The 23353-nt window shown below is 49.9% G+C and carries 17 protein-coding genes; 14 read left to right on the top strand and 3 right to left on the bottom strand.

Annotated elements, in window-relative coordinates; all coding sequences use genetic code 11:
- Nucleotides 1-48 precede the first annotated feature (48 nt).
- A complete protein-coding gene (locus tag METBU_RS0111890; RefSeq protein ID WP_017840837.1) occupies nucleotides 49-1173 on the top strand; it encodes an ISAs1 family transposase in 1125 nt (374 codons plus the stop codon).
- Here METBU_RS0111890 and METBU_RS0111885 read toward each other — a convergent pair.
- Nucleotides 1151-4450 carry an ATP-binding protein gene (locus tag METBU_RS0111885; protein ID WP_083877708.1) on the bottom strand — a complete coding sequence of 1100 codons (3300 nt, stop codon included), beginning with the start codon at nucleotides 4448-4450 and terminating at the stop codon, nucleotides 1151-1153. The genes METBU_RS0111890 and METBU_RS0111885 overlap by 23 nt on opposite strands.
- Before the next feature lie 344 nt (nucleotides 4451-4794).
- Here METBU_RS0111885 and METBU_RS0111880 point away from each other — a divergent pair, with 344 nt between their 5' ends.
- Both METBU_RS0111880 and glk read left to right on the top strand, forming a co-directional pair.
- Nucleotides 4795-8031, top strand: coding sequence for a glycoside hydrolase family 15 protein (locus tag METBU_RS0111880; protein ID WP_017840835.1), 3237 nt, complete (start codon nucleotides 4795-4797; stop codon nucleotides 8029-8031).
- Nucleotides 8028-9011, top strand: coding sequence for a glucokinase (gene glk, locus METBU_RS0111875; protein WP_017840834.1), 984 nt, complete (start codon nucleotides 8028-8030; stop codon nucleotides 9009-9011). Before METBU_RS0111880 ends, glk begins: the two co-directional genes overlap by 4 nt.
- A gap of 127 nt (nucleotides 9012-9138) precedes the next feature.
- On the opposite strand, the gene METBU_RS0111870 is transcribed toward glk, so the two are convergent.
- The gene (locus METBU_RS0111870) at nucleotides 9139-9621 is read right to left on the bottom strand and encodes a cytochrome P460 family protein (RefSeq protein WP_017840833.1); all 483 of its coding nucleotides are present in this window, start codon (nucleotides 9619-9621) and stop codon (nucleotides 9139-9141) included.
- A 534-nt stretch (nucleotides 9622-10155) separates the two neighbouring features.
- Between METBU_RS0111870 and METBU_RS0111865 the strand changes: the two genes are divergently transcribed.
- On the top strand, nucleotides 10156-10434 hold the full coding sequence (locus METBU_RS0111865; protein ID WP_235726405.1) for a late competence development ComFB family protein: 279 nt from the start codon (nucleotides 10156-10158) through the stop codon (nucleotides 10432-10434).
- Between the two features lie 246 nt (nucleotides 10435-10680).
- On the opposite strand, the gene METBU_RS26310 is transcribed toward METBU_RS0111865, so the two are convergent.
- Nucleotides 10681-10890, bottom strand: a complete 210-nt coding sequence (locus tag METBU_RS26310) for a cold-shock protein (RefSeq protein WP_017840831.1) — start codon at nucleotides 10888-10890, stop codon at nucleotides 10681-10683.
- A gap of 311 nt (nucleotides 10891-11201) precedes the next feature.
- Between METBU_RS26310 and METBU_RS0111855 the strand changes: the two genes are divergently transcribed.
- The 10 genes from METBU_RS0111855 (at nucleotide 11202) to METBU_RS0111795 (ending at nucleotide 23200) form a co-directional block, all read left to right on the top strand.
- Nucleotides 11202-11705: a DciA family protein gene (locus METBU_RS0111855; RefSeq protein ID WP_017840830.1), complete on the top strand. Its 504-nt coding sequence runs from the start codon at nucleotides 11202-11204 to the stop codon at nucleotides 11703-11705.
- 692 nt (nucleotides 11706-12397) lie between these two features.
- Nucleotides 12398-13318 carry a glycine--tRNA ligase subunit alpha gene (glyQ, locus tag METBU_RS0111845; RefSeq protein ID WP_017840828.1) on the top strand — a complete coding sequence of 307 codons (921 nt, stop codon included), beginning with the start codon at nucleotides 12398-12400 and terminating at the stop codon, nucleotides 13316-13318.
- Nucleotides 13315-15384 carry a glycine--tRNA ligase subunit beta gene (gene glyS / locus METBU_RS0111840; RefSeq protein ID WP_017840827.1) on the top strand — a complete coding sequence of 690 codons (2070 nt, stop codon included), beginning with the start codon at nucleotides 13315-13317 and terminating at the stop codon, nucleotides 15382-15384. Before glyQ ends, glyS begins: the two co-directional genes overlap by 4 nt.
- 89 nt (nucleotides 15385-15473) lie before the next feature.
- Entirely contained in the window at nucleotides 15474-16262 is a 789-nt protein-coding gene (locus METBU_RS0111835) for a lysophospholipid acyltransferase family protein (protein ID WP_017840826.1), read from the top strand.
- Entirely contained in the window at nucleotides 16259-16675 is a 417-nt protein-coding gene (locus METBU_RS0111830) for a hypothetical protein (RefSeq protein WP_017840825.1), read from the top strand. The genes METBU_RS0111835 and METBU_RS0111830 overlap by 4 nt, the downstream gene beginning before the upstream one ends.
- Nucleotides 16676-16935: 260 nt before the next feature.
- Nucleotides 16936-18510 carry an apolipoprotein N-acyltransferase gene (gene lnt / locus METBU_RS0111825; protein ID WP_017840824.1) on the top strand — a complete coding sequence of 525 codons (1575 nt, stop codon included), beginning with the start codon at nucleotides 16936-16938 and terminating at the stop codon, nucleotides 18508-18510.
- Between the two features lie 1040 nt (nucleotides 18511-19550).
- Nucleotides 19551-20894 carry a GTP cyclohydrolase II gene (gene ribA / locus METBU_RS29140; RefSeq protein WP_017840821.1) on the top strand — a complete coding sequence of 448 codons (1344 nt, stop codon included), beginning with the start codon at nucleotides 19551-19553 and terminating at the stop codon, nucleotides 20892-20894.
- Nucleotides 20884-21921, top strand: a complete 1038-nt coding sequence (locus METBU_RS0111805) for a zinc-binding dehydrogenase (protein ID WP_017840820.1) — start codon at nucleotides 20884-20886, stop codon at nucleotides 21919-21921. Before ribA ends, METBU_RS0111805 begins: the two co-directional genes overlap by 11 nt.
- Before the next feature lie 7 nt (nucleotides 21922-21928).
- Nucleotides 21929-22297, top strand: a complete 369-nt coding sequence (locus METBU_RS0111800; RefSeq protein ID WP_017840819.1) for a 6-pyruvoyl trahydropterin synthase family protein — start codon at nucleotides 21929-21931, stop codon at nucleotides 22295-22297.
- A gap of 3 nt (nucleotides 22298-22300) precedes the next feature.
- Entirely contained in the window at nucleotides 22301-23200 is a 900-nt protein-coding gene (locus tag METBU_RS0111795; protein WP_017840818.1) for a class I SAM-dependent methyltransferase, read from the top strand.
- The last annotated feature ends 153 nt before the right edge of the window (nucleotides 23201-23353 follow it).

Genomic DNA, 23353 nt, shown 5'->3' with positions numbered 1-23353 from the left:
ATACTGTTAAAACATAGAGTTTAGAGGTATCGTATCGGAATTTTGCGTATGTTACCAACGGACTGCAGTTTAATTAAGCACTTTTCCAACGTGACTGATCCCCGAATTGAACGTAAGAAACTTCATCAGTTGATGGATATCATTGTACTCACTGTTTGCGCCTCGTTAAGCGGTGCTGAGGGTTGGGAAGCCATTGAAGAGTTTGGCCATAATAAATTAGATTGGTTAAGGCAGTTTGTACCGTTAAAGAATGGCATTCCATCGCATGATTGCTTGGCGTATGTCATTTCTCGATTGTCACCGAAAGAATTTCAACGTTGCTTTATAGATTGGGTGAACGCCATTCGCGAAGTGATACCCGATGAAGTGATTGCGATAGATGGCAAAACCGCACGCCGTTCGCATGACCGCAAACGCGGCCAAAATCCGTTGCACATGGTCAGCGCCTGGGGTTGTGCGAATGGATTAGTGCTCGGCCAAGAAGCGACCGAAGAAAAGTCGAATGAAATTACCGCAATCCCGAAGCTATTGGCTTTGCTAGAACTTAAAGGTTGTATTGTGACCATTGATGCCATGGGCTGCCAGCGCACGATTGCTGAGCAAATCGTCGATCAAGGCGGTGATTACTGTTTGGGCCTGAAAGGCAATCAAGGCGAATTGCATGAAGCCGTCGAGGATTTTTTCAACACGGCCAAGCAAGCGAATTTTAACCACGTCGAATACGCTTATCACGAAGAAATCGACAACGACCATGGGCGTTTAGAAACCCGCCGTTATTGGATTACCGAGGAGCTTTGTACGCTCCCGAAAACGGAGCTCTGGAAAGAATTACGCAGCATTGGCTTCGTGGAGCGCGAATGCCACATCGGCGATAAAGTAACAATCGAGCAGCGTTGTTTCATTAACAGCATTAAAGCCGATGCGCAGCTATTTGCGCGGGCTGTGCGCCATCACTGGGGTATTGAAAACCAATTGCACTGGCGCTTAGACGTGGTCTTTCGAGAAGATGACAACCGAATTCGAAAAGGTAATGCCGCTGCGATTATGACCACCATCCGGCATATCTGTGTCAATCTGTTCCAGCAAGAGGAATCTAAACTCAGCATGAAAAAGAAAAGACTCAAAGCCGCCTGGAACGATCGCTACCGCGCTAAATTGCTGTTAGGAAAGTAATTTTAATGCGTTTGCCCTGGTAATCGGCCAACGCTTCGACGAAGGCCGTTTCGTCGAAATCGGCAGAACCGAACGATGTCGGCGCATCGGTATCGCCGCGCAAGTTTCGTATCGCTTGGCGTATGCCTTCAATGACGCCCGAATGCTCGCGGCCGTCGATGCGTTTCAGTATCGCCAGAAGCCGTTCGCTTTCCTGCCAAATTACATCGAGCGGCACGCCTCGCATCAGTTGGCTTTGTATCAATCCGCAACAGGCGCAGCCGCTGTGAAACCAATCGCCGCTTTCCAGACCTGCGTCGAGTGCGGTGTGCCAATAGGTTTCGGTGTCGACGGCGGGGTGAGTCCATGAATTCGCGAAATAACCGTATACGAAATTGACTTCGGCCTTCTGCCGCTGATTGGCATATTTATCCAGCAAGCTCAACGACAGACGTCCATAATCGTAACCTGCTTGATGATTGCCTAACACGCCGCCCAGAAAAATCACGCCGAATACCATGTAGCCGATCACGGCCTCGGCATTGTTGCCGTGCTTCAGGCATCGATGGACCTGTTTCACCGAAATCGCGGCGCATAATTCCGGCCTTATTTGATAGGCGACCTTCAATGTAGCCGACAGCAGGCGTATCGCGATGTCCATTCTCGCATCGGCGACTGCCGGCAAATCGAGCAAATCGTCGGTCGTGAACTTTCGTAAACGGAACTTCAACGCCAGGAACTCAGCCAGAAAACTCAAGCGATTGAAGCGCTTCGGTAGATCGATTCCGAACAATGCGGCCGCTTGTCGGCCGACTCGATACGCGCGGTCGAATCGGCCTAGATCGGCATAGAATTGAATCATCAATTCGAAAATGCGCGCTTTTTCGAGTTCGGAGCGAGACAGTGTGACGGCCTGTTCGAAAAGCCGTTCGGCCTGTTTGTGATGACCGCATAGATGTTCGCATTCGGCGCGTTGCCAAAGCACCGACGCTAAACCGCCGAAACTCGGTAGTCGATCGGCAAGCAATTCCGAGGCATGGCGCAGATAGGGTAAGGCTTGTTCGAATGCGCCGCGATGCTTGGTCCACAGTCCCAATTTAAAATTATCGGCACCGAGCCGGCTTCTTTCGCCGGCGTCGTCGATCAACGGTAGAGTCGCATTGAGATGGTCGACCGCCTGAGACAGTAAAGACCTGTCATGCCCCATTCTGGCTTGATCGACCCAAAAACGGCCGATTTTCAATCGATTGCCGAGCAATTCGTGTTCCGAGCATAACGAATGGACGGCTTGCTGCACTCGATCATGCGAAAAAAAATAGCGCGCCTTGTTTTTTTCTGCCATGTCGGACTGCTTGAGCAGCAAGCCCAACGTTTCGGCTGCGGCCAAATTTTTATACGGCAAGGTGTTTTCGCCGAACACGGTTACAATCGTGTCGGGATCTACCGCACAGCCGATGCAGGCGACGATTTTCAACAATTCACGCACCGGCTTGTCGAGTTTGCCGACCCGCTTCGTCATGAAGTCGACGACATTGTCGCTGATGGCGGCCGCGCAAAGCCTTTCGCGATCGAAGCGCCATTGGCCGGTTCCGGCATCATAGTGCAAGACGTTGTTTCGCTGAAGCTCGCGCAGATATTGTAGGAAAAAGAAGGGATTGCCCTGCGTCTTGAGATGGATCGAAGCGCATAACTCGTCGGCCGTCTTCTTTTCGAGCCTGATTGAATCTATCATCATCGCGGTCAGGGCCGGCATCGGCAAGGCATTCAACTCGATCGTTTCGACCCGGCCGCCTTCGTCGCGAAATTTGTTTTCAAGCGCAATCACTCTATCGCCCGGATTGACTTCATCGCCGCGGTACGCCGCTATCAACAACAGGTGCTCTAGGCCCGACAACATCGCCGCCAACCACTCGAACAACGCCGGATCGGCCCACTGCAGGTCATCGAGAAATACGCACAGAGGCCGGTTCGGCCGGCAAAAGATCTGTACGAAGCGTAACCACAGCCGCAATGAACGAACCTTGTTTTCGGCTGCCGGCAATTCGGCAAGCGCCGGTTGCGCCCCCAACAACAGCTCGAGTTCCGGAATCAACTCGATGACGGCTGCCGCTTCGTCTCCCAGTTGCTCGAATAGGCGATGCCGCCAGATCGCCAACGCTTCGTCTTCTTCGCCCAATATTTGCTTAAGTAAAAGACTAAATGCGTCATGAAACAAGCGCGCCGGCGGATTATTTTGAAATTGGTCGCATTTGGCGGAGATGAAATAGCAATCGGCCGGCAGACTTTGTTGGTTGAATGACTCGATCAAGCGCGATTTACCGACGCCCGAGGGGCCCGTCACCAGGCAGAGAACGGCCTTGTCATGCCGTGCCTGAGTCAAGGCGGCTTCCAATTGCCCCAACTCGGCTTCGCGTCCATAGAGTTGCCGCGGGTTCCGAAAAACGGAAGGCATGGTTCTTTCCATGCTCTGGCCTTTGCACAACGCTTGTCGGCAGAGCGAAAGATCCGACAACAACTCGTCCGCTCTTTGATAACGCTCTTCAGGGTCTTTAGCGAGCATTCCGATGACGATACGCGCCAGGTCATCAGGCAAGTCAGGACAAAATTCCCTAGGATCGGGGACCTCATGGGCGATATGGCGGTGAATCGCGCCGATCGAGTCCGGCGACATAAACGGTTTGCGGCCGGTAAACAATTCAAATACGATCGTTCCGAGCCCATAGATGTCGGCTCTACCGTCGATGCCGCGATTCATCCGACCGCTTTGTTCGGGGGCCAAATAATCGATCTCACGCTCGCTCGGATAGGGCGCCTCCGGTTCAGCACGGGTTTGTAAGGCGCATGCGGCTCGACCGAAGCCGAGCAATTTCAACTGCATTTGTTTCGGGTCGACCAAAATATTGGTGGGGTTTAAGTTGCCGTGAACGACTCCGTGCCGATGTATCGCGGCGATCGACTCAATGAGTTCGAAAATCAAGCCAAATGCTTCCTGAACCGGTAATGCCAGGCCGGCCGCATATTCCCGTAATGTGCACCCATTAAAGTATTCGCGCACCAAAATCAAGCGCCGGCCGTGATTCAACAAGTCCAGGCCCTCGATAACGGCCGGCATCGCCACGCGCTTCAGCATGCCGAATTCACTGCGAAAGCATGCCAGCATCGTGTCGCTCGGATGACTCTCCTCCAGATATTTAAGCGTCACTTCCTTGCGATCTTGCACGCGCACGGCGTGATACAGCCGATACCAGCCTCTATCGGATAGACATTCTTTTATTAGATACTCGTCTATTTGCAACAAAGTTTTACACCGAAACTTGAAATAGAAGAACAGATTAGCAGAATCCGGTTGGTGATAAGAAGACTTTCGAGTCGTAAGGAATATAATTTGCTTGATTCATCCCAAAAATAAAATCGTCTGATTGCATGGCTTTAAGTTAAAGTAAAAAGCAGGTCCCAAGTAATTATTCACAACCCCCCTATTGTTCCCACGCTCCGGCGTGGGAATGAAGACCGAGACGCTCTAGCGTCTTGTGTCACTGCAGAGCTACTCAGGCGTTCCAACGCAGAGCGTGAGAACGTTAATTGCCGGGGGGCTAAATAGTTACGATCCAAAAGATTGTGTTCGTTACACGGAAAAAATTCATGAAGAACAAATTGCAAATTGAAAAATTGGATGCCTATTTCGACGAAGTGCGAGATATCATTTTAAATAGACAAGACTGGATCAGCGGCTTACTGCCGGCTAGTACCGCAAACAACGTTCACGGTAATTACAACGACGCCTGGGTTCGCGATAACGTTTATAGCATCCTTGCTCCTTGGGGTTTGGCTTTAGCTTATCGAAAATCCGGCGAACCGAACGGTAAGGCATATTTGCTTGAACAAAGCGTGGTTAAGCTAATGCGCGGGCTGTTAGTAGCAATGATGCGCCAAGCCCATAAAGTCGAAATGTTTAAACAAACGCAAGATCCGCTCGATGCGCTGCATGCCAAGTACGATCTAAAAACCGGCGAAGTGGTGGTCGGCGACAGCGAATGGGGGCATTTGCAGTTGGATGCCACGTCGTTATTTTTGTTGATGCTGGCGCAAATGACTGCATCGGGGCTGCGCATCGTATTTACGATCGACGAAGTCAATTTCGTGCAGAATTTGGTGCACTACATCAGCCGGGCTTACCGGACTCCCGATTATGGTATTTGGGAACGCGGCAACAAAATTAATCGGGGCATCGCCGAGTTGAACGCTAGCTCGATCGGCATGGCCAAGGCCGCGCTTGAGGCGATGTCCGGCTTCAATTTGTTTGGCCCCATGGGAGGGCAAAACTCGGTCATTCATGTGATCAGCGATGATATCGCCCGCACCCGTAACGCACTGGAGTCTTTGCTGCCCAGGGAGTCGTTATCCAAGGAAGTGGATGCGGCGGTATTGAGCATTACCGGTTTTCCGGCTTTCGCGGTCGACAATCAGGAATTGAAAAACCGTACCGAGGCCTTGATCCGTGAAAAACTTGAGGGCCGATACGGCTGTAAGCGTTTTTTGCTGGACGGCCACCAAACCGAACTGGAAGACCCGAGCCGCCTGCATTACGAGCCGCATGAATTAAAGCAATTTATGGACATCGAATGCGAGTGGCCGTTGTTTTTTTGTTACCTGCTGCTGAATAATTTGTATGCGGGCAATAATAACGAGGCGGCGCAATACAGGGCTAAGCTGGATGCGCTCCTAGTCGAACAAAACGGGCGGCAATTATTGCCCGAACTGTATATCGTACCGAAAGAGGCAATCGACGCCGAAAAAGCGAATCCTAATAGTCAAGACAGGGTTCCGAACGAAAACATTCCATTGGTTTGGGCGCAAGGTTTGTTCATTCTTGGAAACCTGATAGAAGACGGGTTATTAGCGATCGACGACATCGACCCGCTCGGTCGGCATAATATTCGCGAGAAAACCTGCGATTGCACCTTGCAGGTTGCGGTGATTGCCGAGGATGAAACGATTCAAGCCGATTTGAAGGCATGGGGAATCGACACCCAAACGCTGGCGGAAATTTCGCCTATCCAAATTCGCGACGCGAGCGAATTGGCTGCAGCCTATACGAATATCGGACGCAATGATAATCATGGTTTAACCGGAAGACCGCTACGGCAATTAAGAACCCTGGCGACATCCAGAATTTATTTGATGGCCAACGAACGGTTGGTGTTTTTACCTCAATTGTTGAATCAAAAGGGTTTTTACTTAGCCATGGACAACCGTTTACTGATTCAGCGCTTACGCTCGGAGTTGTCTTACATTCATAAAAATTGGGACGGCACAACGGGTGATCCGTTATTTGTGTTGGTTGTTAAATATAATATGCTCAGCGATGACGATCGTGATGTGTTGATCGAGTTTATTCAAGAGTTGCAAAGCGGGCAAATCAACAGCACGCCCATTAAATTCGGCGAGCTATCGAAATTGGCCGAAAGCTCAAGTTATGAAAAGATCGATTATTTACACGATTTCAAGTTTTCAGAGGCCTCTTGGGACAAGCCGCAACGGCCTTGTTTTCTGATTTTGCCGATCGATACCGAACCGCCGGAGCCTTTGAATATTTTTGTTACGATCACTTGGGAAATCAGTGACGATGAAGCGTTGATCGAACAATTGACCGCGAGCGCCAATCTCTATGCACAATTGGAAGCGCTTGTGTTACTGGCTGGGCGTCATGGTTTGGATTACGACACCGGGCTTAAGGATGCCGACGGCAATCCATGCCGGATTCGCGGCTTGCTCGAAGAGGTCTATATCCGCGCGGGCGATCTTGCGGTTTGGGATATCATTCGTCGTAGCGCGGGCTTACTAGGTAAATACGATATCGATCTCGAGCAGGCGGCTACCGAAATTTTGGTGCATCAGCATCAATTAACGGTAGGTCGGGCCTACAGCGGTAAGGCGACTTTGAAGCGCCCGGCCGACTCGTCGGAGATTCTGGAGATTATCCGTACTTATAATGATACTCACGACGCTAGTGAGCACATCATCATTCAGGAGTTAATACTGTATCTCGGTATGCTGATCAAGTACCAGCCGGAGCTATTTGCCGATATGCATACGATTCGTGTCGGGCATATTTTGCAGTTGATTTTGGTGCGCCAAAAAAAGGACTCGAACTGTACCTTGGATCAGGCTTATAACGAAGTCTTGACCTTGCCGCCTTATCAGTTGTTGCAAAAAGTCCGTGAGACTCTCGAGGATTTCACCAATACGCAATATCAATTCGAGCGAGTCGAAACGCTAAATTATGTCGGTCAATGTCAGGAATTGACTTGCGCACGCTTTTCGCCAAAAATGGACCCTGAATATTTCGGCGAAGCCGAAGACTGGTATAACTGGCGCGAACGTCGGGGTAGTCTAGGTCGGGAAAGCGAAAGTTTTTTTACGGGTGTTTGGGATATTTTGCATCACTGTCAAGGCTTGATGATCGGTGATAAACTCAGCAGCAAGAGACGGTTGGATAGCGAAACGACGTTAGCGCAAATGACGTCGGGCGAACAAAGCTTCAAATTACATGTCAATCATTTGCTAAATAAGATTCAGGCACCGGTCTACCGGCAGTTGACCGTCGAAGCCCTAAACGCAATGGCTTTCGTGTTTCGCGACAATCCGTCGATTAGAATCGAAGATACCCTGGTGACCGATATTATCATCGGTCACGCGGTCAGACTTTGTTGGCTCAAGCTTCATCCGGAAGCTAAGGATAATTACAAAGAGGTCGTTTCGCTCGCTTGGCAGGCGTTTTATCAGCTGCCTCCGCATCAAGTCGCTAACGGCATGCTCGATGCGTTGATTTATCTACTTGAAAATAATAATCAAACAAAACAAGGAGATTCACAATGATTCTGGCAGGCGATATCGGAGGGACCAAAACGACCTTGGCATTATTGAGCAAGAATGAACACGGCTTGATTACGTTGCAACAAGAACAAACCTTCAGCAGCGTTGAATTTCCAGAGTTCGATGAGGTATTAGATAAATTCTTACCGGCGGGCGTGAAGGTCGATTCGGCCTGTTTCGGCGTCGCAGGGCCTGTTATCGAGCAGCGCTGCGAGCCGACCAATCTGCCCTGGCAACTCGATGCTAAGGCACTGAAAAAAACCTTACGCACCGATCGAGTACGCTTATTAAACGATTTGGAAGCGATGGCGCTCGGCATGCTGTGTCTGGACGAAAAAGATTGGGTGGAATTGAACCCTAACGCCAAATCGCAAGCCGGAAATATGGCCGTGATTGCAGCGGGAACAGGTCTCGGTGAAGCAATATTGTATTGGGACGGAGCGCGCCATCATCCGATAGCGACCGAGGGCGGTCATTGCGACTTTGCCGCGCAAACCGTTCAGCAAGATCAGCTATCGAACTTTTTGAGAAAAAAATATAACGGGCATGTGAGTTTCGAACGGCTCGTTTCAGGCATGGGGTTCGGCAATATTTATGACTTTTTGGTCGAAAACCGTTTCGCTCCTGCTTGTCCAGCGGTTCCTGACTGTGCTTATCCGAGTGTCTACGGCTGCGATCGTAATGCGATTATTTCAAGATTAGGCATCAACGGCGAAGATCCCTTATGTACCGAAACCATCCGGATTTTTATAGAGCTTTACGGTGCCGAAGCCGGTAATCTGGCCTTGAAGTCATTCGCGACCGGCGGGGTTTTTATCGGGGGAGGTATTGGCCCTAAAATTCGGTCGGCATTGGAGTCGGGCAAGTTTATCGAAGCATTTAAAGCCAAGGGCCGTTTCAGCGGTTTTCTAGATACCGTGTCGGTAAAATTATCGCTGAATCCGCGTACCCCGCTGATGGGGGCGATCAGTTATTTCGGCTGAACGATATCCGGAAATATGGGTAAGGTAATGTATTGGTAAATGGACGACGCGAAATGATTGGCATTAAACACGGGGAGTGATTCGCCGAAGCCGCGTCGTCCGTGGTTTATGGGTTGAAAATTATCCTTTATTTGCGGAACTCCGAAAACACATAATCGGTTTTTTTCTGAGGGGCGTGGCAACCGAAACAGGACTGACCGCCATCGGTAACCAGTCTTTCGGTTTTGCTGTCGCCGGCAAAACCTTCGAAGCCCCAACCGCCGGTGTCGGCAAACTTCTTGGCATCCTTGAGCATGACGCCGATTAGTTTTCTATCGCCTTCCTCTATCGTTTTATCTTTTTCGACATAATTGAGCAGGTCGAAAACCAATACCGCGCCGTCTTTATACTTGCCGGTTTTCAAGCCGTCTTCAGCCAACTTATTGGCATAGATATGATGGATCCCCTGAAAGGGGTCTTCTAATGCGTGTCCCGGTTGAATCAACATGCTCTTGGTGTGAAGCCAGTTTCGGTAGCCTTCGGGGAAAGGGACTGCTTGTTCCGCTGCGAAGCTGGCAGTGGCTAATGAGCAAAGTACCCCGGATAATACAATCGATAGATGTTTTTTCATGTGTTGACCTCTCATTAAATTAGACAGGATCTTAGGATGTGGGTGCAAATAACTTTCCGATTTTCTATCATTCCCCCGCAGAGCGTCACGGCCTTTAAGTTAAGCCGTCATGTGGCTAAAGATTGCCGTCATTCAGACTCTTTCTCGTTTCCACCGCTCCAGCGTGGATCTTGCCTCGGCAGCCAAGGTATGGGTTCCCACGGAGGACCGTAGGAACCGAAAAAGCCTGCCATCCATGGCAACTGGATTCCGGCAATCCATGCCGGAATGACGGGCTTCCGTTAACTTAATGGCAGTGATGCAGAGAGTGGGAACCACTGGGGAAGTTATTTTTTACCGCATCCTCAATGGTTTCAGTTCGAAACCATTGAGTTCTTTTTATGCTCATTTGAGGGTTTTGTCAAATAGTATTGAATCGCTATTATCTAAGGCGGCTTTTTAGGATGAAAGCTTTAGTTTGAGATTTGTACTATTATTTAACGCGCAAAATAGCTAACGCAGATAATTAGCCGTTTATAAATTGAGAGGATAAGGATGAGTATGCCAAACATTAATAATTATTATGAAAGGTTAGTCGTTGACCAGCTTTGGAATATTGTTCAAAAGACCAAGGAGCCGTTGACTCAAGATTTTATTGATGATGTTGCCTGTCTTGCGTTGAATCGCTTACCTGCTTGCTATGTGCGTAGCATGGTCGATAAAAGTTCTTATCTTACCGAAAAAACATATCAAGAGATGGAAAAAGAGGTCGCCGAAGCAATTAATCAGGCCATTGAGCAAGTACGGTTGAATCCTCACGATCAGCGCGATTAACTGTCTGAAGTTGGGTGAATCTTAAGTGGGATCGTCAATCCTTTCGCTGTCTTTTACGCTACGGCACGGTTTGCTATGCCGGGTAAGTCGAAACTAAAAGGCGATTACTAAGGTGGGTAAGTTCGTTAATCCACTCCGGAATTGGCGAACCGGTTAAATCTATGAGGGAGGAAACAGGGAAGGTATACCTTCGTCGACACTTCCTTGTGTCGGATAAGTAGCCGTAAGCTATTTATGCAAAATTATTTAGATAACGGTAACTTCTTCGGCTTGTGGGCCTTTTTGACCTTGAGTCACGATAAACTGAACTTTTTGGCCTTCAGTCAAGGATTTAAAACCGGAACCCGCAATGTTGCGGAAATGAACGAAAACGTCAGGACCTTGGCCTTGCTCGATGAAACCGAAGCCTTTGTCCGCGTTGAACCATTTAACTGTGCCTGTTGTAGTAGTAGACATACTCAAAACCTTAAAAATAAAAATTTAAATCAATTTAGTCCATAAAGCGGACCGTCTAGCTAAGAAATAGTGAAATCTCTTAATGGCAGAACGTAACGAGGATCTACAGAAACAGAGCACTACAGAAAAAACGTCGTAACTAAAACATCAAAGATATATCGAATTTCAAGCTAGGATTATTCTATGCCTTATTTCCCCAAAGTCAACCGGCAAAACAGCTACCGTCTAGATTCAATCGCCTTATAGGGTGGGTATTTCTTTAATAGTCACTGAATTCACTAGAAAATTTCTATATAATCGTTTTAAACTGAATGTCGATCAAAATTTTCAAGCATATGCCGAACTCCACCGCTTTTAGACAATTGCTTGCGCATCCCAATCGTTCGCTTGCCTCCTTATATAGCCAAATTGAGCAACAAAAAAAACTATTAAAAATTGTTAGAGAGGCCTTGCCCGATCAGTTGAAAGAGCATGCCAAGCATTGTGTAATCGATCGAAACAAGCTAATGGTGTATGCCGATTCGGCTAATTGGGCGTCGCAACTACGCTTTTATCGCAATGCCATCCTAGGTGCTATCGATAAAATGCCTAATCACCAAGTAGATATTTTACAATTTAAAATCACCGAAGCGCTTCATCGCCAAGTTGAGCAACCGGAGCGCCACGTAAATGTCCCCGGTGCAGCCAGTATTGCCGAAATTCGGCATAATGCCGAAGCCCGCGAGGACGACTCTTTAGCTTGCGCATTGTTAAAGCTGAGTTCGACATTAGAACGCTTGTCAAAGGCGAGTCCGAAAAGCGAGTCATCGAAATAATATTTATCCTAAAAAGAGCAGTTGAGGTGTGTTGTAGACCGTTCGTGCTGAGCTAAGTCGAAGCATGAAGGGTCTACAACACTTTCACCGGCTTGGTGAAGCCTCAAACTACCCTTCACCCTTCGACGGGGCTCTCCTGAGCGCAGCCGAAGGGTGAAGGGCGAACGGTGGTTTGAGACTCTCAACTGTTCTTTTTAGGTTTATACCTTTCGCACTTCAAATTTCGGCATTGACGCATGGAGACGCCGGGGGGTTCGGCAAAGGCTTTGACAGCAGGGATGCTGTCACAGAGCCTACATGGACGTATTCACGGCGTCCTTTGGCGAGACCCCCGGGCGCCGAAATTTGACCGTCAAAGGGTATATTTATCAAGAAATTCTTAGCTTGATGCGTATGGGCAGTACCCCGGTGCCGAATTTTGATATCCGATGGGTATATACTTCGATGACTTCAACTATTAACGTGAATATAGCCAAAATCATGGCGTCGATTGCGTAACTTTTTTCATGCCCGTTCTTTATTGATTTCAGTTATAATCGCACATTTTTTATATTGCCACTCTTAATAGAAAGCAGCATAGAAAGCGGCGCTTTTATTTAGATAAATTATAAGTGCATTTAGAGTCAAAGCCTTAAAAACGGACGAAACGATTTAGGAGACGAATCGTTGTTTAATTATTCCCTGGAGCAACCGTGTCAAGCACAAATAACGACTTATTAACTTTTCAAGGGCTAATTCTAGCCTTGCAGGAATATTGGGCCCGGCAGGGCTGCGTATTATTGCAGCCGCTGGATCAGGAAGTCGGCGCCGGCACCTTTCATCCGGCGACCTTTCTTCGCTCGATCGGCCCGGAACCTTGGAATACCGCTTACGTTCAACCTTCGCGCAGACCCACCGACGGTCGTTTCGGGGAGAATCCGAATCGCTTGCAGCATTATTATCAGTTCCAAGTCATCTTGAAACCGTCGCCGGATAATTTTCAAGAACTATATCTGGGTTCATTGCGTTATTTGGGCTTGGATTTACTTGAGCATGACATCCGCTTCGTCGAGGACAACTGGGAATCGCCGACGCTTGGCGCCTGGGGCTTGGGCTGGGAAGTCTGGCTGAACGGCATGGAAGTCACGCAATTTACCTATTTCCAACAAGTCGGCGGCCTCGAATGTAAACCGGTTACCGGCGAAATTACTTACGGCTTGGAGCGCATCGCCATGTATTTGCAAGGCGTCGAAAGCGTTTACGATTTGGTTTGGACCAAAGGGCCTTTCGGCACGGTCAGCTATGGCGACGTCTTTCATCAAAACGAAGTTGAAATGTCCGCCTATAACTTCGAACATGCCAATGTCGAATTCTTATTCAATTGTTTCGATACTTACGAGCAGGAATGCGAAAAATTGTTGACGCAAGATTTGCCGTTACCGGCTTACGAAATGGTACTCAAAGCTTCTCACACGTTTAATTTACTGGACGCCCGCCGTGCAATCTCGGTTACCGAGCGTCAGCGTTATATTCTGCGCGTCAGGAATCTGGCCAAATCGGTCGCCGAATGTTATTACCAACGCCGCGAGTCGCTGGGCTTTCCGATGTTGGCCGCAAAGGAGGTGCAAGCATGAGCGACGCCAAACATTTATTGTTTGAATTGGGTTCCGAGGAATTGCCACCGAAAACACTAATAACGCTCAGCCGAGCCTTGCTCAACAATGTCCGGCAAGGACTGGATAATGCCGATTTAAGTTACTCCGGCATTAAAGGCTATGCCACGCCCAGACGTCTGGCGGTTTGGGTCGAAAATCTCGCGACTGCACAGCCGAATAGAACCGTTGAAAAACGCGGGCCGGCAGTGCAGGCTGCATTCTCCGCCGATGGTATGCCAAGCAAAGCCGCTCAGGGCTTTGCCGCCAGTTGCGGCACCACGGTAGACGGTTTGGAGCGTTTGAGCACGGACAAAGGCGAATGGTTGGTTTATCGTCAACCGATCGAAGGTCAGGCCACCGAAAAGTTGATTCCCGAAATATTACGTGCCAGCATTCATGCCTTGCCGATAGCCAAGCGCATGCGCTGGGGCGATTATACGACCGAATTCGTTCGGCCGGTGCACTGGGCTGCGCTGTTGTTCGGCGATCAGGTCATTGAGACCGATATTCTCGGCCTGACTACAGGTAAGCAAACTTTCGGCCATCGTTTTCATGCGCCTGTTGCGTTGACTATCGAGAGCGCAGACCGCTACCGGGATATCTTGTTCGATTCCGGTAAAGTCATTGCAGACTTTGACGAGCGCAAGCAAAAAATTCGGCTTGCGGCGCAGCAGGCCGCGCAATCGGTCGGCGGTACCGCACATATCGAGGAAGACCTGCTCGAGGAAATCGCCGCGCTGAACGAATGGCCGGTCCCAGTCATCGGGCATTTCGATCCGCGCTATTTGGAGTTGCCGGCCGAAGTGTTGATCACGACGATGCAGACCAATCAAAAATATTTTCCGGTCAAGCAGGCCGACGGTAGTTTGTCGGCGCATTTCATCACGTTCAGCAATATTGAAAGCACTCGTCCGGAATCGATACGCGAAGGCAACGAGCGCGTGATCACTCCGCGTTTGTCCGATGCCGAATTTTTCTGGAAACAGGACCGCAAGCTGCGTCTTGAAGACCGGGTCGACGCGCTGAAAAACATCGTCTTCCAAAAAACCTTGGGCACCTTGGCCGATAAAACGCACCGGGTCAAACAACTGGCCGATTACATCGCTACGCAACTCGATGCCGATGCGAACCTGGCCAAACGCGCCGCCGTTCTTGCCAAAACCGACTTATTGACCGAAATGGTCGGAGAATTCCCAAACTTGCAAGGCGTCATGGGCCGCTATTACGCACTGGCCGACAATGAGCCGGCCGAAGTCGCCGAGGCGCTCGAAGAGCAATATTTTCCTAAGCAATCCGGAAGCGTCACGGCCGCTAGCAAGACCGGACAAATTTTGTCGTTGGCCGAAAAGATCGACACGCTGACCGGTATCTTCAGCGCCGGCTTGATTCCGACCGGCGATAAGGACCCCTATGCACTGCGCCGCGCCGCGCTCGGCGTACTTCGCACCGCGATCGAACGCGAACTTCCGTTAAATTTGACAGCGTGCGTGGATTTTGCAATTGAACAAGTCGAACACGACTTCGACAGAGCTAAGACTCATCAAATGGTGCTGGAATTTATCTACGACCGGCTCAAAGGGTATTGTTCGGACAAAGGGTTTAGCCCCGACGAATTCGACGCGGTACTGGCCGTATTGCCGGAAGAGCCGTTGGATTTCATGCGCCGCTTGGAAGCCGTCAAAACGTTCCGGCAACGTCCCGAAGCCGAGAGCCTGGCCGGCGCCAACAAAAGAATTCGCAATATTTTGAAAAAAACCGAAGCGCCCCATAATTTCGATAGCAATGCGCTGACTGAACCGGCGGAAGTAGCATTGTTGCAAGCCGCACAGGCGTCAGCCAAAGCGATTACGCCGCTATTGCAACAACAGGACTATACCGCAGCGATGAATCGACTGGCGCAGTTGAAGGATGCCGTGGATGCTTTTTTCGATAACGTCATGGTTATGACCGATGATGTCGATTTACGAAATAGCCGTCTCGGCTTGCTGAACATGCTGTCCGAGCAGTTTTTGCAAATCGCCGATATTTCAAGGCTGCAATCGTAATTCGGAGAGATTGCCGCTCGTGCCGATTTTCTCACTGTACCGGCTCGAGCGGTTTTTAATCCTCCGTGATCTTTAGAACGTTTTCATTCATGACTCAGACGACATCATTCAATTATCAGCCCTCCTTTCGTGTCTACCTCGGATCGTCCTTATTATTGCTGGGAATCATTATATCGACGCTGCTGTTCAGCCCGATCATCTTGGCCAGCGTGGTCCTGCCGTTTTCGGTCCGCTATAAAATCGCAGGCATTTGGATAAATTTGCTGCTATGGATGGTCGAAAAATCCTGTGGAATTCGTTATGAAGTGGAAGGTTTGGAGCATATTCAAGGCATCGATGCTGCTGTCGTGCTCAGCAAGCATCAATCGGCATGGGAAACCGTGGCGCTGAGAAAAATCTTGCCTCCGCAAACGGCGGTGCTCAAGGAATCCCTGCTATGGCTGCCGATTTGGGGGTGGGCTCTGGCCACTCTCAAACCGATTGCGATCGATCGCAACAATCAACGCGAAGCATTGAAGATCTTGATCGATAAGGGTTCGGAATACCTAAAGGAAGGATTATGGGTCGTGGTTTTTCCGGAAGGAACGCGCGCCGCTCCCGGAGAAAAAAAGAAATTCAATGCCGGCGGTGCGATACTCGCGCAAAAATCAGGCTACCCGGTAATTCCTGTCGCGCATAATGCCGGAGAATATTGGCCGCGTTACAGTTTTTTAAAATATCCGGGCGTCGTTCAGGTCAGAATAGGACCGCCTATCGAGACCCAAAACCGTAAAGCTGGCGATATCAATGCCGAAGCCGAAGCTTGGATCGAACAAGCCATGACCGAAATCTCTCACTTGCCCCAGACTCCGGCAACTCATTATCAGGTAATCGAATGAAAAAAATAGTATTTATTGCATTGGCTGCGTCAATGCTTGTTGCGTGCAGCGAAAAAACGGAATATGAACAAGCCGTTCTCGAAGACATGCGGCAAGAAAAAGATGTTAAAGACTATAAGCTATCGCCGGAAACGATGGCGCGCTGTGTCGTTGATTTAAGCTCGCATAACATGCCCGGCGTCTTAGCGTTCGACCCGAATCGACGCGCGGCCTATCGTAGTTACACGAAGATGCTGACATTGAGCAAAGCGGAAAACCCGGAGGAAGTCCTCAATGAGCTGAGAAATGAATTCGGCTCTCCCAAGGATCTTGCCGATGCGCATGCCAATTATACGGAAAGCATGATGAATTGTTTTGCTTCGTTGATCATGACGACCGAGGAAGAAGCTAAAGAAGCTAAAGAAGCCGAATAATCGAATCGGTCTGATTCGAAATAGATTTTATGTCTCGTTCCCAAGCTCCAGCTTGGGAACGCCTATCCTCAAGCTCTGCTTGACGAAGCATCACAGGATGCGGCGAGGCACGTTTTTTGCCGCATTCTACACGCTTTCACAGGCTCTCCGGTTTGGGAAACCCTTTGGTTAAGCTCCTGGCTTAGGTTTCAAGAAGCTGGAGCTTCTTGTAATGCATTCCCAAGCAAGAGCTTGGGAACGAGTGAACTCATCAATACTCAATGAAAACAGCCGCATCTTCTTTCAAACATCAATGGCTGTTGCCGATTGCCTCGGGCGTCTTTATCGGAACGAGTTATATTCCTTTTCCTCCCTGGGCTTCGTTGTTTTGTTTCGTGCCGCTTTGGCTGTTCTGGGAACGGCAGAGCAGTTTGAAAAACGTCTTGCTCGGCGGTTTTCTGACGACCTTCATTTACACCTTGATCGGCTTCAATTGGGTGACCTATACCCTGCATGAATTTGCCCAAGTCAACTGGTTTCTAGCCGGCATTGGGATGATCTTGTTCGCCTTGTTCGGTCATTTGTTCGTCCCGGCTGCCGGTTTGTTGTGGTATTTCGGCGTTAAATATTTCCGTTGGCCGCAGTGGCTGTCATTCGCACAAATGGCCGTGTTGACAGCAATATGCGAATTCGGCTTGCCGATGCTGTTCAAGTGGAATTTTGGTTACACCTGGTATGGTTTCGGTCTACCGGTTTATCAATGGGCCGAGTTTGTCGGATTCACCGGTTTGAGCATGATCACGATATTGCTGAACTGGCCGTTGTTGGTTGCTTGGCAAAAACGCCGAGAGCTTAGCGGTTTGACGATTTTAGCCGGCGTTATCATTGTTTTTATCGGTTTGAATGTGGCCGGGCTAGGGTTAAAAAATCGGTTACCTGAACCTGAAGCCTCTTTCAATACGCTATTGGTACAAGCCAATATCGGCAACACTGAAAAACATGCGGCCGCGCACGGCAAGGGCTTTCAGACCGAAATTCTAAAAAAATATCTGACCGTGACCGAAAACGGTTTGGAGTCGAATCCCGATGTTGCAGTCGATTTCGTGTTGTGGTCGGAAACCTCGTTTCCGTCTTTGCTTGGCGGACAGTACAACGACTCGTATTATGCCCGAGTACTTAGTGAATACTTGCGCGAGCGTCAAATCGGAATGATAACCGGCGCCTATGCTAAGGACGAGCGTTCCGGTTTGATTACCAATTCGTTGTTTGCGTTGGATAGGCAAGGAACGGTTACCGAACCGCATTACAGCAAAACAATCTTATTGGCTTTGGGCGAATATATTCCCGGTGAAAAAAAATTCCCATGGCTGCGCGATTGGTTTCCGATGGTCGGTAATTTCGCCGAAGGGCCGGGGCCCACCGTGTTATTGCAATTAAACGATTACAAAATCGGACCTCAGGTGTGTTACGAAAGTTTGTTTCCTGATTTTTCGAAAGGCCTTTCCGACATTGGCGCGCAATTTATCGTCAATGCGACCAATGATTCATGGTACGGGACCTGGCAAGAACCTTACCAACATCTGTATATGACTTTGGCGCGCGCCGTCGAATTTCGAAGGCCTGTCGTCAGGGTGACAAACACAGGCATATCGACAGTCGCGCTGGCTTCCGGCAAAGTTTTGCATCGATCACCACTCAATCAAGAATGGTCCGGTTTATATACCGTCCCTTATCAAAAAAATCCGGCTTCTACTTTTTATCAGCGTCATTTCGAATTGATGCCGAGTTTGTTGACCGTTATATTTGTCGGGCTATTAATTACGGGATTTTTCTCAAGAAGGGAGCCGACCGAATAACAAGCGATTTCGCCAAAAACTCCAGACTCTCAGAGAAGCTTTTGCGGGACGGGGTTGCAAACCCTGATCAGCCAAGGCGGGAGAAAATGAGGATTGTCGGTTTTTCTGTTGGTATCGGTGAAACGCAGGCCAAAAAAAATGCGGCTAAAAAAGCCGCATACAAGAGGAAGGATATTTGAGCACAAACGCATCAGCGGTTGAGTTGGATATATCTTAGCCGGCTTCTCTTTATTTCGGAATGTGACCGATTGCCGCGCGACAGATTGTCGCAGTTCATAACTCCTTAAAATGATTTGTCGCGAAATCCTCAGTCCTCCTATTCGTAAATCATTTACCCTAGAAAAAGCATTTCACCATGAAGATCATGAAGAATAATAAGTTAACTCAATAACTTGTCAATCGATTGTGTGTGACTTTCGCTCACCCGAAAGGATAGCAGCAATATTTAGGTAGACTCTTGAAATACATAATAAACCTTATGTACTTCATGGTTAAACTTCCAAATTTAGGTTTACGCTTTTTTATTTTTGATGCTATAGCGATCAATACCCACGCCTAGTATACCCTTTGCTAGTCAAATTTCGGCGTCCTTTGACGAACACCTCGGTGCCGAATTTTGATCTAAGATGGGTATAGATAGCCGCTTTCTTGAAAGACCGTGGACAATAACATAAGGATTTTGGAGGAGGATTGTGCCGCGCGAGGAATGAATCAAGGACTCCGGCCGGCCTTATTTAAAAACAATCGCACTGATTGCTCGTTTTTTTACGAGGCAAAAAAAATGCGGTTGGTAAGCCGCATTGAGAGAAGGATATATGCCTTAATCGGAGAACAATTAAGTAATCATAATCTTATCTCCTGCTTTGCAACGCGCAAGTGTGACCAATTGTCGCATTTCAAATATCGCCATACCACCCAAAACTTTTCCATGAAATTAAAATCGAAATGAGTACAATGAAACCCATTGCATGAAGTTTCGAAACAAGCCGGTCTGATCAAGGCCTGTCAACGACTATAAGAACAAAACAACCGGCAAAATTATGAATGTTAAGGCGGTATCGACGATTGAAACGCTTGTCAGGACGCGTTTGCCGACGGCACACGGCGAGTTTCAACTGCATTATTTTAGCAATCCTGTCGACGATAAGGAGCATGTCGCACTGGTCAAAGACGGTGTGGCCGGAAAGAAGCGCGTGCCGGTGCGTATTCATTCGGAATGTTTGACCGGCGACGTTTTCGGGTCGCGGCGCTGCGATTGCGGCGATCAGTTGGCCTTGTCGCTGCAGATGATCGAGCAGGCCGGGTTCGGCGTGTTGATTTATTTACGTCAGGAAGGGCGCGGCATCGGTCTGCTGAAAAAACTGCAAGCCTACAATCTTCAGGATCAGGGGCTCGATACCGTCGAAGCCAATATCCGGCTCGGCCATTTGCCCGACGAGCGCGACTATACTCAAGCCGCACTGATCTTGCGCGAATTGGGTGTGACGTCGATTGAGCTGATTACCAACAATCCCGATAAAATCAGCGGGTTGGAGGCGATGGGGATCGTGGTCGAAAAACGCGTGCCGATAGAGTCCGTCTATCATCGCGAAAACGTCGGCTATCTGAAGGTCAAGGCCGAGAAATTACGGCATTTGTTGAGCTTTGACCAACAGAATACAGCCGTGCCTGTTCCCGAAGACCTGCAATTCATGCAGCCTTTCATCGACCGGCTCGACAAACTTCACCGAAGCAAAGACCGGCCACCTTTTTTTACGTTGAGTTATGCGCAAAGCATCGACGGCAGCATTGCGCTGAATGCCGAATCGTCGTTGCCGTTGAGCGGCAGCGCCTCGTTGAAGTTGACCCATCTGCTTCGCGCCCATCACGATGCCTTGCTGATTGGCATCAACACGACTCTAGTTGACAATCCGCGCCTGAACGTGCGCCATGTCGAGGGCGATGATCCTCAACCGGTCATCTTGGATTGCCTGCTTCGCTTTCCCGAAGATGCGAAGATGCTCAGCGCGTCTAGCAAACTGCCGATCGTGGTCGCGACCAAACAAGCGCCCGCCGACAAGCAGCGCCGCCTCGAGGCCAAGGGTATCCGGGTGTATCGGGTCGAACAAAGCTCGGACGGTCATATCGATCTGGCGGCGCTGCGTAAATTATTGACAGAACTGGGCATCAAGACCGTGATGGTCGAGGGCGGGGCCGAGGTCATCAATGCCTTTTTGCTTGAAGATATTGTCGATTATTGCGTGATCACGATCGCGCCGAAAATCATCGGAGGGCTCAGGGCCGTCGAGAAGCCGTGTCGCCCGATGCTCGAACTAAAAGATTGCCGCTATCACCCGCTCGGCGGCGATCTGATTTTATATGGCGCCTTGCACGATGACGATTGAAGCTAAGGCCGTCTTTCATACCGCCGCGCGCGCAGTCGCGCTGCAGACGATCGAACTACCGCCGCTCGGCGATGACCAGGTGCTGATTAAGGCGCATCATTCGGCGATCAGTCCCGGCACCGAAGGGATGATTTTCGATGGGCGCTTTCCGCAGGAGCTGGAGCAAGACGCGACGATACCGAGTCTGGCCGGTAGTTTCGCTTATCCGTTTCGATACGGTTACGCCTTGGTCGGGGAGATCGTCGAGGTCGGTGCGCGTGTCGATAAAAGCTGGCTCGCGCGCAAGGTGTTTACCTTTCATCCGCATCAATCCCATGCGGCCGTTGCCTTGAGCGAATGCTTGCCGATTCCGGACGGCTTGTCGCCGCTCGATGCGCTGTTTCTGCCGAACATGGAATCGGCAGTGAATTTCGTGATGGATGCCGCGCCGCTGCTCGGCGAAAGAGTATTGATCTTCGGCCAGGGCGTCGTCGGATTGCTGACCTGCGAACTGTTGGCGCGTTTTCCGCTGGCCAGCCTGATCACGGCCGACCCTGTCGCATCGAGGCGCGAGCTGTCGAAACGCATCGGCGCGGCGCATTGCGTCGACCCGAACGACGAAAACGCTTGGCGCGATCTGCAAGACTGTTTGCGCGAGGGAGGGGCGGACGGTTTCGACCTGGTGATCGAATTGTCCGGCAATAGCGAGGCATTGAACCGGGCCATCGACATGACCGGATTTTCGGGCCGTATTCTGGTCGGTTCCTGGTACGGCAACAAGCGGGTCGACGTCGATTTGGGCGGGCATTTCCACCGGCGGCGCATTCAATTGCTGTCTAGCCAGGTCAGCACGATGAACCCCATGCTGTCCGGACGATGGGACAAGCATCGGCGCATAGCTACGGCTTGGCATTGGCTCGATGCCATCGAGCCGGCGCGTTGGATCACGCATCGGTTCAGGCTTGATCAATGCAAGCAAGCATTCGACACGAATGCCGGGCAAAAAGACGCGGCATTACAGATTATTTTCGATTATCAAGACGACTGAGGTGTTCATGTATCAACTCGCTATTTGTAGAGATTTCATCGCGCAGCATTATCTGGTGGGCGGCGACTGGGGTGCTGAGAATCAGCGGCACAGTCATCATTACCGAGTCGAAATCCAAATCGAGCACGACCGCTTGGACAGTCACGGCTACCTGGTCGATATCGTCGATCTGGAAAACGCGCTATCTGCCGTGATCGAACGGTTTAAGGACGTCACGTTGAACGATCTTTCCGAGTTCGATGGGCTCAATCCGTCGCTCGAACATTTCGCGCGCATCATTCACGAAGGGTTACAGTCGAGGCTGGATTTCGGCGAGCAAAAACTGACCGTCAAATTATGGGAAAACGAGCGCGACTGGGCGGGCTATCGGGAATAAGCCTTGGACGCCTTCGCCCAATTCCTGCAAGCCAAATACGCGCTGGATCAACGCAGCCTGAACCCTGCAGTTTGGCGACACTTTTTGAATGAGCTGTCCGGCAGAAATCCGCTCGAGTTACTCGATGTCGGTACCGGCACCGGAGCTATGCTTCGGCGCATCCTTCAGCATAGCGATCGCAGCGCAATGCGCTTGACCGGGCTCGACATCGAATCCGGCTTGCTCGGTATCGCCGAAACAGAGATCGCCACTGTTTTGCGGGACAAAGGTTTTGCGGTCGAAAAAGCAGCCGGCCTTCTCAGCGCCGAACGCGGCGCGGACCGAATCGAATTTCAATGCATTTGCACACCGCTGAGCGAGTTTCAACCCGCGTCGAACCGCTACGACGTCATCACCGCGCATGCATTCATGGACCTGGTCCCGTTACTACAAACATTGTCCTGTTTTCATGCCGGGTTGAAACCGGGCGGCTTGTTCTACGCTACGATCAACTACGACGGTGAGACGGTCGTGTTTCCGCCGTATCCGGACAGCGAGTTCGAAGACGCCTTGTTGCAGACCTACGATGCGTCAATGGAAGCACGCCGCCTGAATGGTTCGGAAACGGGCGGTGCAAAGTGCGGGCGGCGTCTGTACGGAGAATTGCTGAATGCCGGTTTCGAAATCGTCAGCTACGGTGGTTCCGACTGGAACATCACGCCCGAAGACGGCACTTATCGCGATGACGATCAAGCGGTTCTGGAACGCTTGCTGGGATGGATCTATTCGGAAGGCCGACGCGATTCGGCGATAGCCAGGGAAAAACTCGACCGATGGCTGGAATGCCGTCGGCAGCAAAGGCAAGAGCGCACGCTCGGCATCATCGTTCATCAAATCGATATTTTGGCGCGGAAGCGTGATTGAATAGTTGAGTCTAAGATTTAACACGAAAAGGGGTCAAAAAAGGGGAAAAAAGGGGTCAGGTTTAATTTTTAATTAAACCTGACCCCTTTTTTTGACCCCTTTTTTTGCAAAATCTGCATTCACGCAATCCCTAGCGTTCGAGAGCTGCCGTCA

Source organism: Methylotuvimicrobium buryatense 5G, assembly GCF_000341735.1.
Lineage (GTDB): Bacteria > Pseudomonadota > Gammaproteobacteria > Methylococcales > Methylomonadaceae > Methylotuvimicrobium > Methylotuvimicrobium buryatense.
This window is presented reverse-complemented; position numbering and strand designations above follow the sequence as displayed.

What these genes read in the sequence shown, in the direction of transcription:
- lnt (WP_017840824.1), top strand. Translation starts at nt 16,936, where the DNA reads ATGAAAACAGCCGCATCTTCTTTCAAACATCAATGGCTGTTGCCGATT.
- glk (WP_017840834.1), top strand. Translation starts at nt 8,028, where the DNA reads ATGATTCTGGCAGGCGATATCGGAGGGACCAAAACGACCTTGGCATTA.
- METBU_RS0111880 (WP_017840835.1), top strand. Translation starts at nt 4,795, where the DNA reads ATGAAGAACAAATTGCAAATTGAAAAATTGGATGCCTATTTCGACGAA.
- METBU_RS0111835 (WP_017840826.1), top strand. Translation starts at nt 15,474, where the DNA reads ATGACTCAGACGACATCATTCAATTATCAGCCCTCCTTTCGTGTCTAC.
- METBU_RS0111805 (WP_017840820.1), top strand. Translation starts at nt 20,884, where the DNA reads ATGACGATTGAAGCTAAGGCCGTCTTTCATACCGCCGCGCGCGCAGTC.
- METBU_RS0111855 (WP_017840830.1), top strand. Translation starts at nt 11,202, where the DNA reads ATGTCGATCAAAATTTTCAAGCATATGCCGAACTCCACCGCTTTTAGA.
- METBU_RS0111870 (WP_017840833.1), bottom strand. Translation starts at nt 9,621, where the DNA reads ATGAAAAAACATCTATCGATTGTATTATCCGGGGTACTTTGCTCATTA.
- glyS (WP_017840827.1), top strand. Translation starts at nt 13,315, where the DNA reads ATGAGCGACGCCAAACATTTATTGTTTGAATTGGGTTCCGAGGAATTG.
- METBU_RS26310 (WP_017840831.1), bottom strand. Translation starts at nt 10,890, where the DNA reads ATGTCTACTACTACAACAGGCACAGTTAAATGGTTCAACGCGGACAAA.
- METBU_RS0111830 (WP_017840825.1), top strand. Translation starts at nt 16,259, where the DNA reads ATGAAAAAAATAGTATTTATTGCATTGGCTGCGTCAATGCTTGTTGCG.
- METBU_RS0111865 (WP_235726405.1), top strand. Translation starts at nt 10,156, where the DNA reads ATGAGTATGCCAAACATTAATAATTATTATGAAAGGTTAGTCGTTGAC.
- METBU_RS0111890 (WP_017840837.1), top strand. Translation starts at nt 49, where the DNA reads ATGTTACCAACGGACTGCAGTTTAATTAAGCACTTTTCCAACGTGACT.
- ribA (WP_017840821.1), top strand. Translation starts at nt 19,551, where the DNA reads ATGAATGTTAAGGCGGTATCGACGATTGAAACGCTTGTCAGGACGCGT.
- METBU_RS0111800 (WP_017840819.1), top strand. Translation starts at nt 21,929, where the DNA reads ATGTATCAACTCGCTATTTGTAGAGATTTCATCGCGCAGCATTATCTG.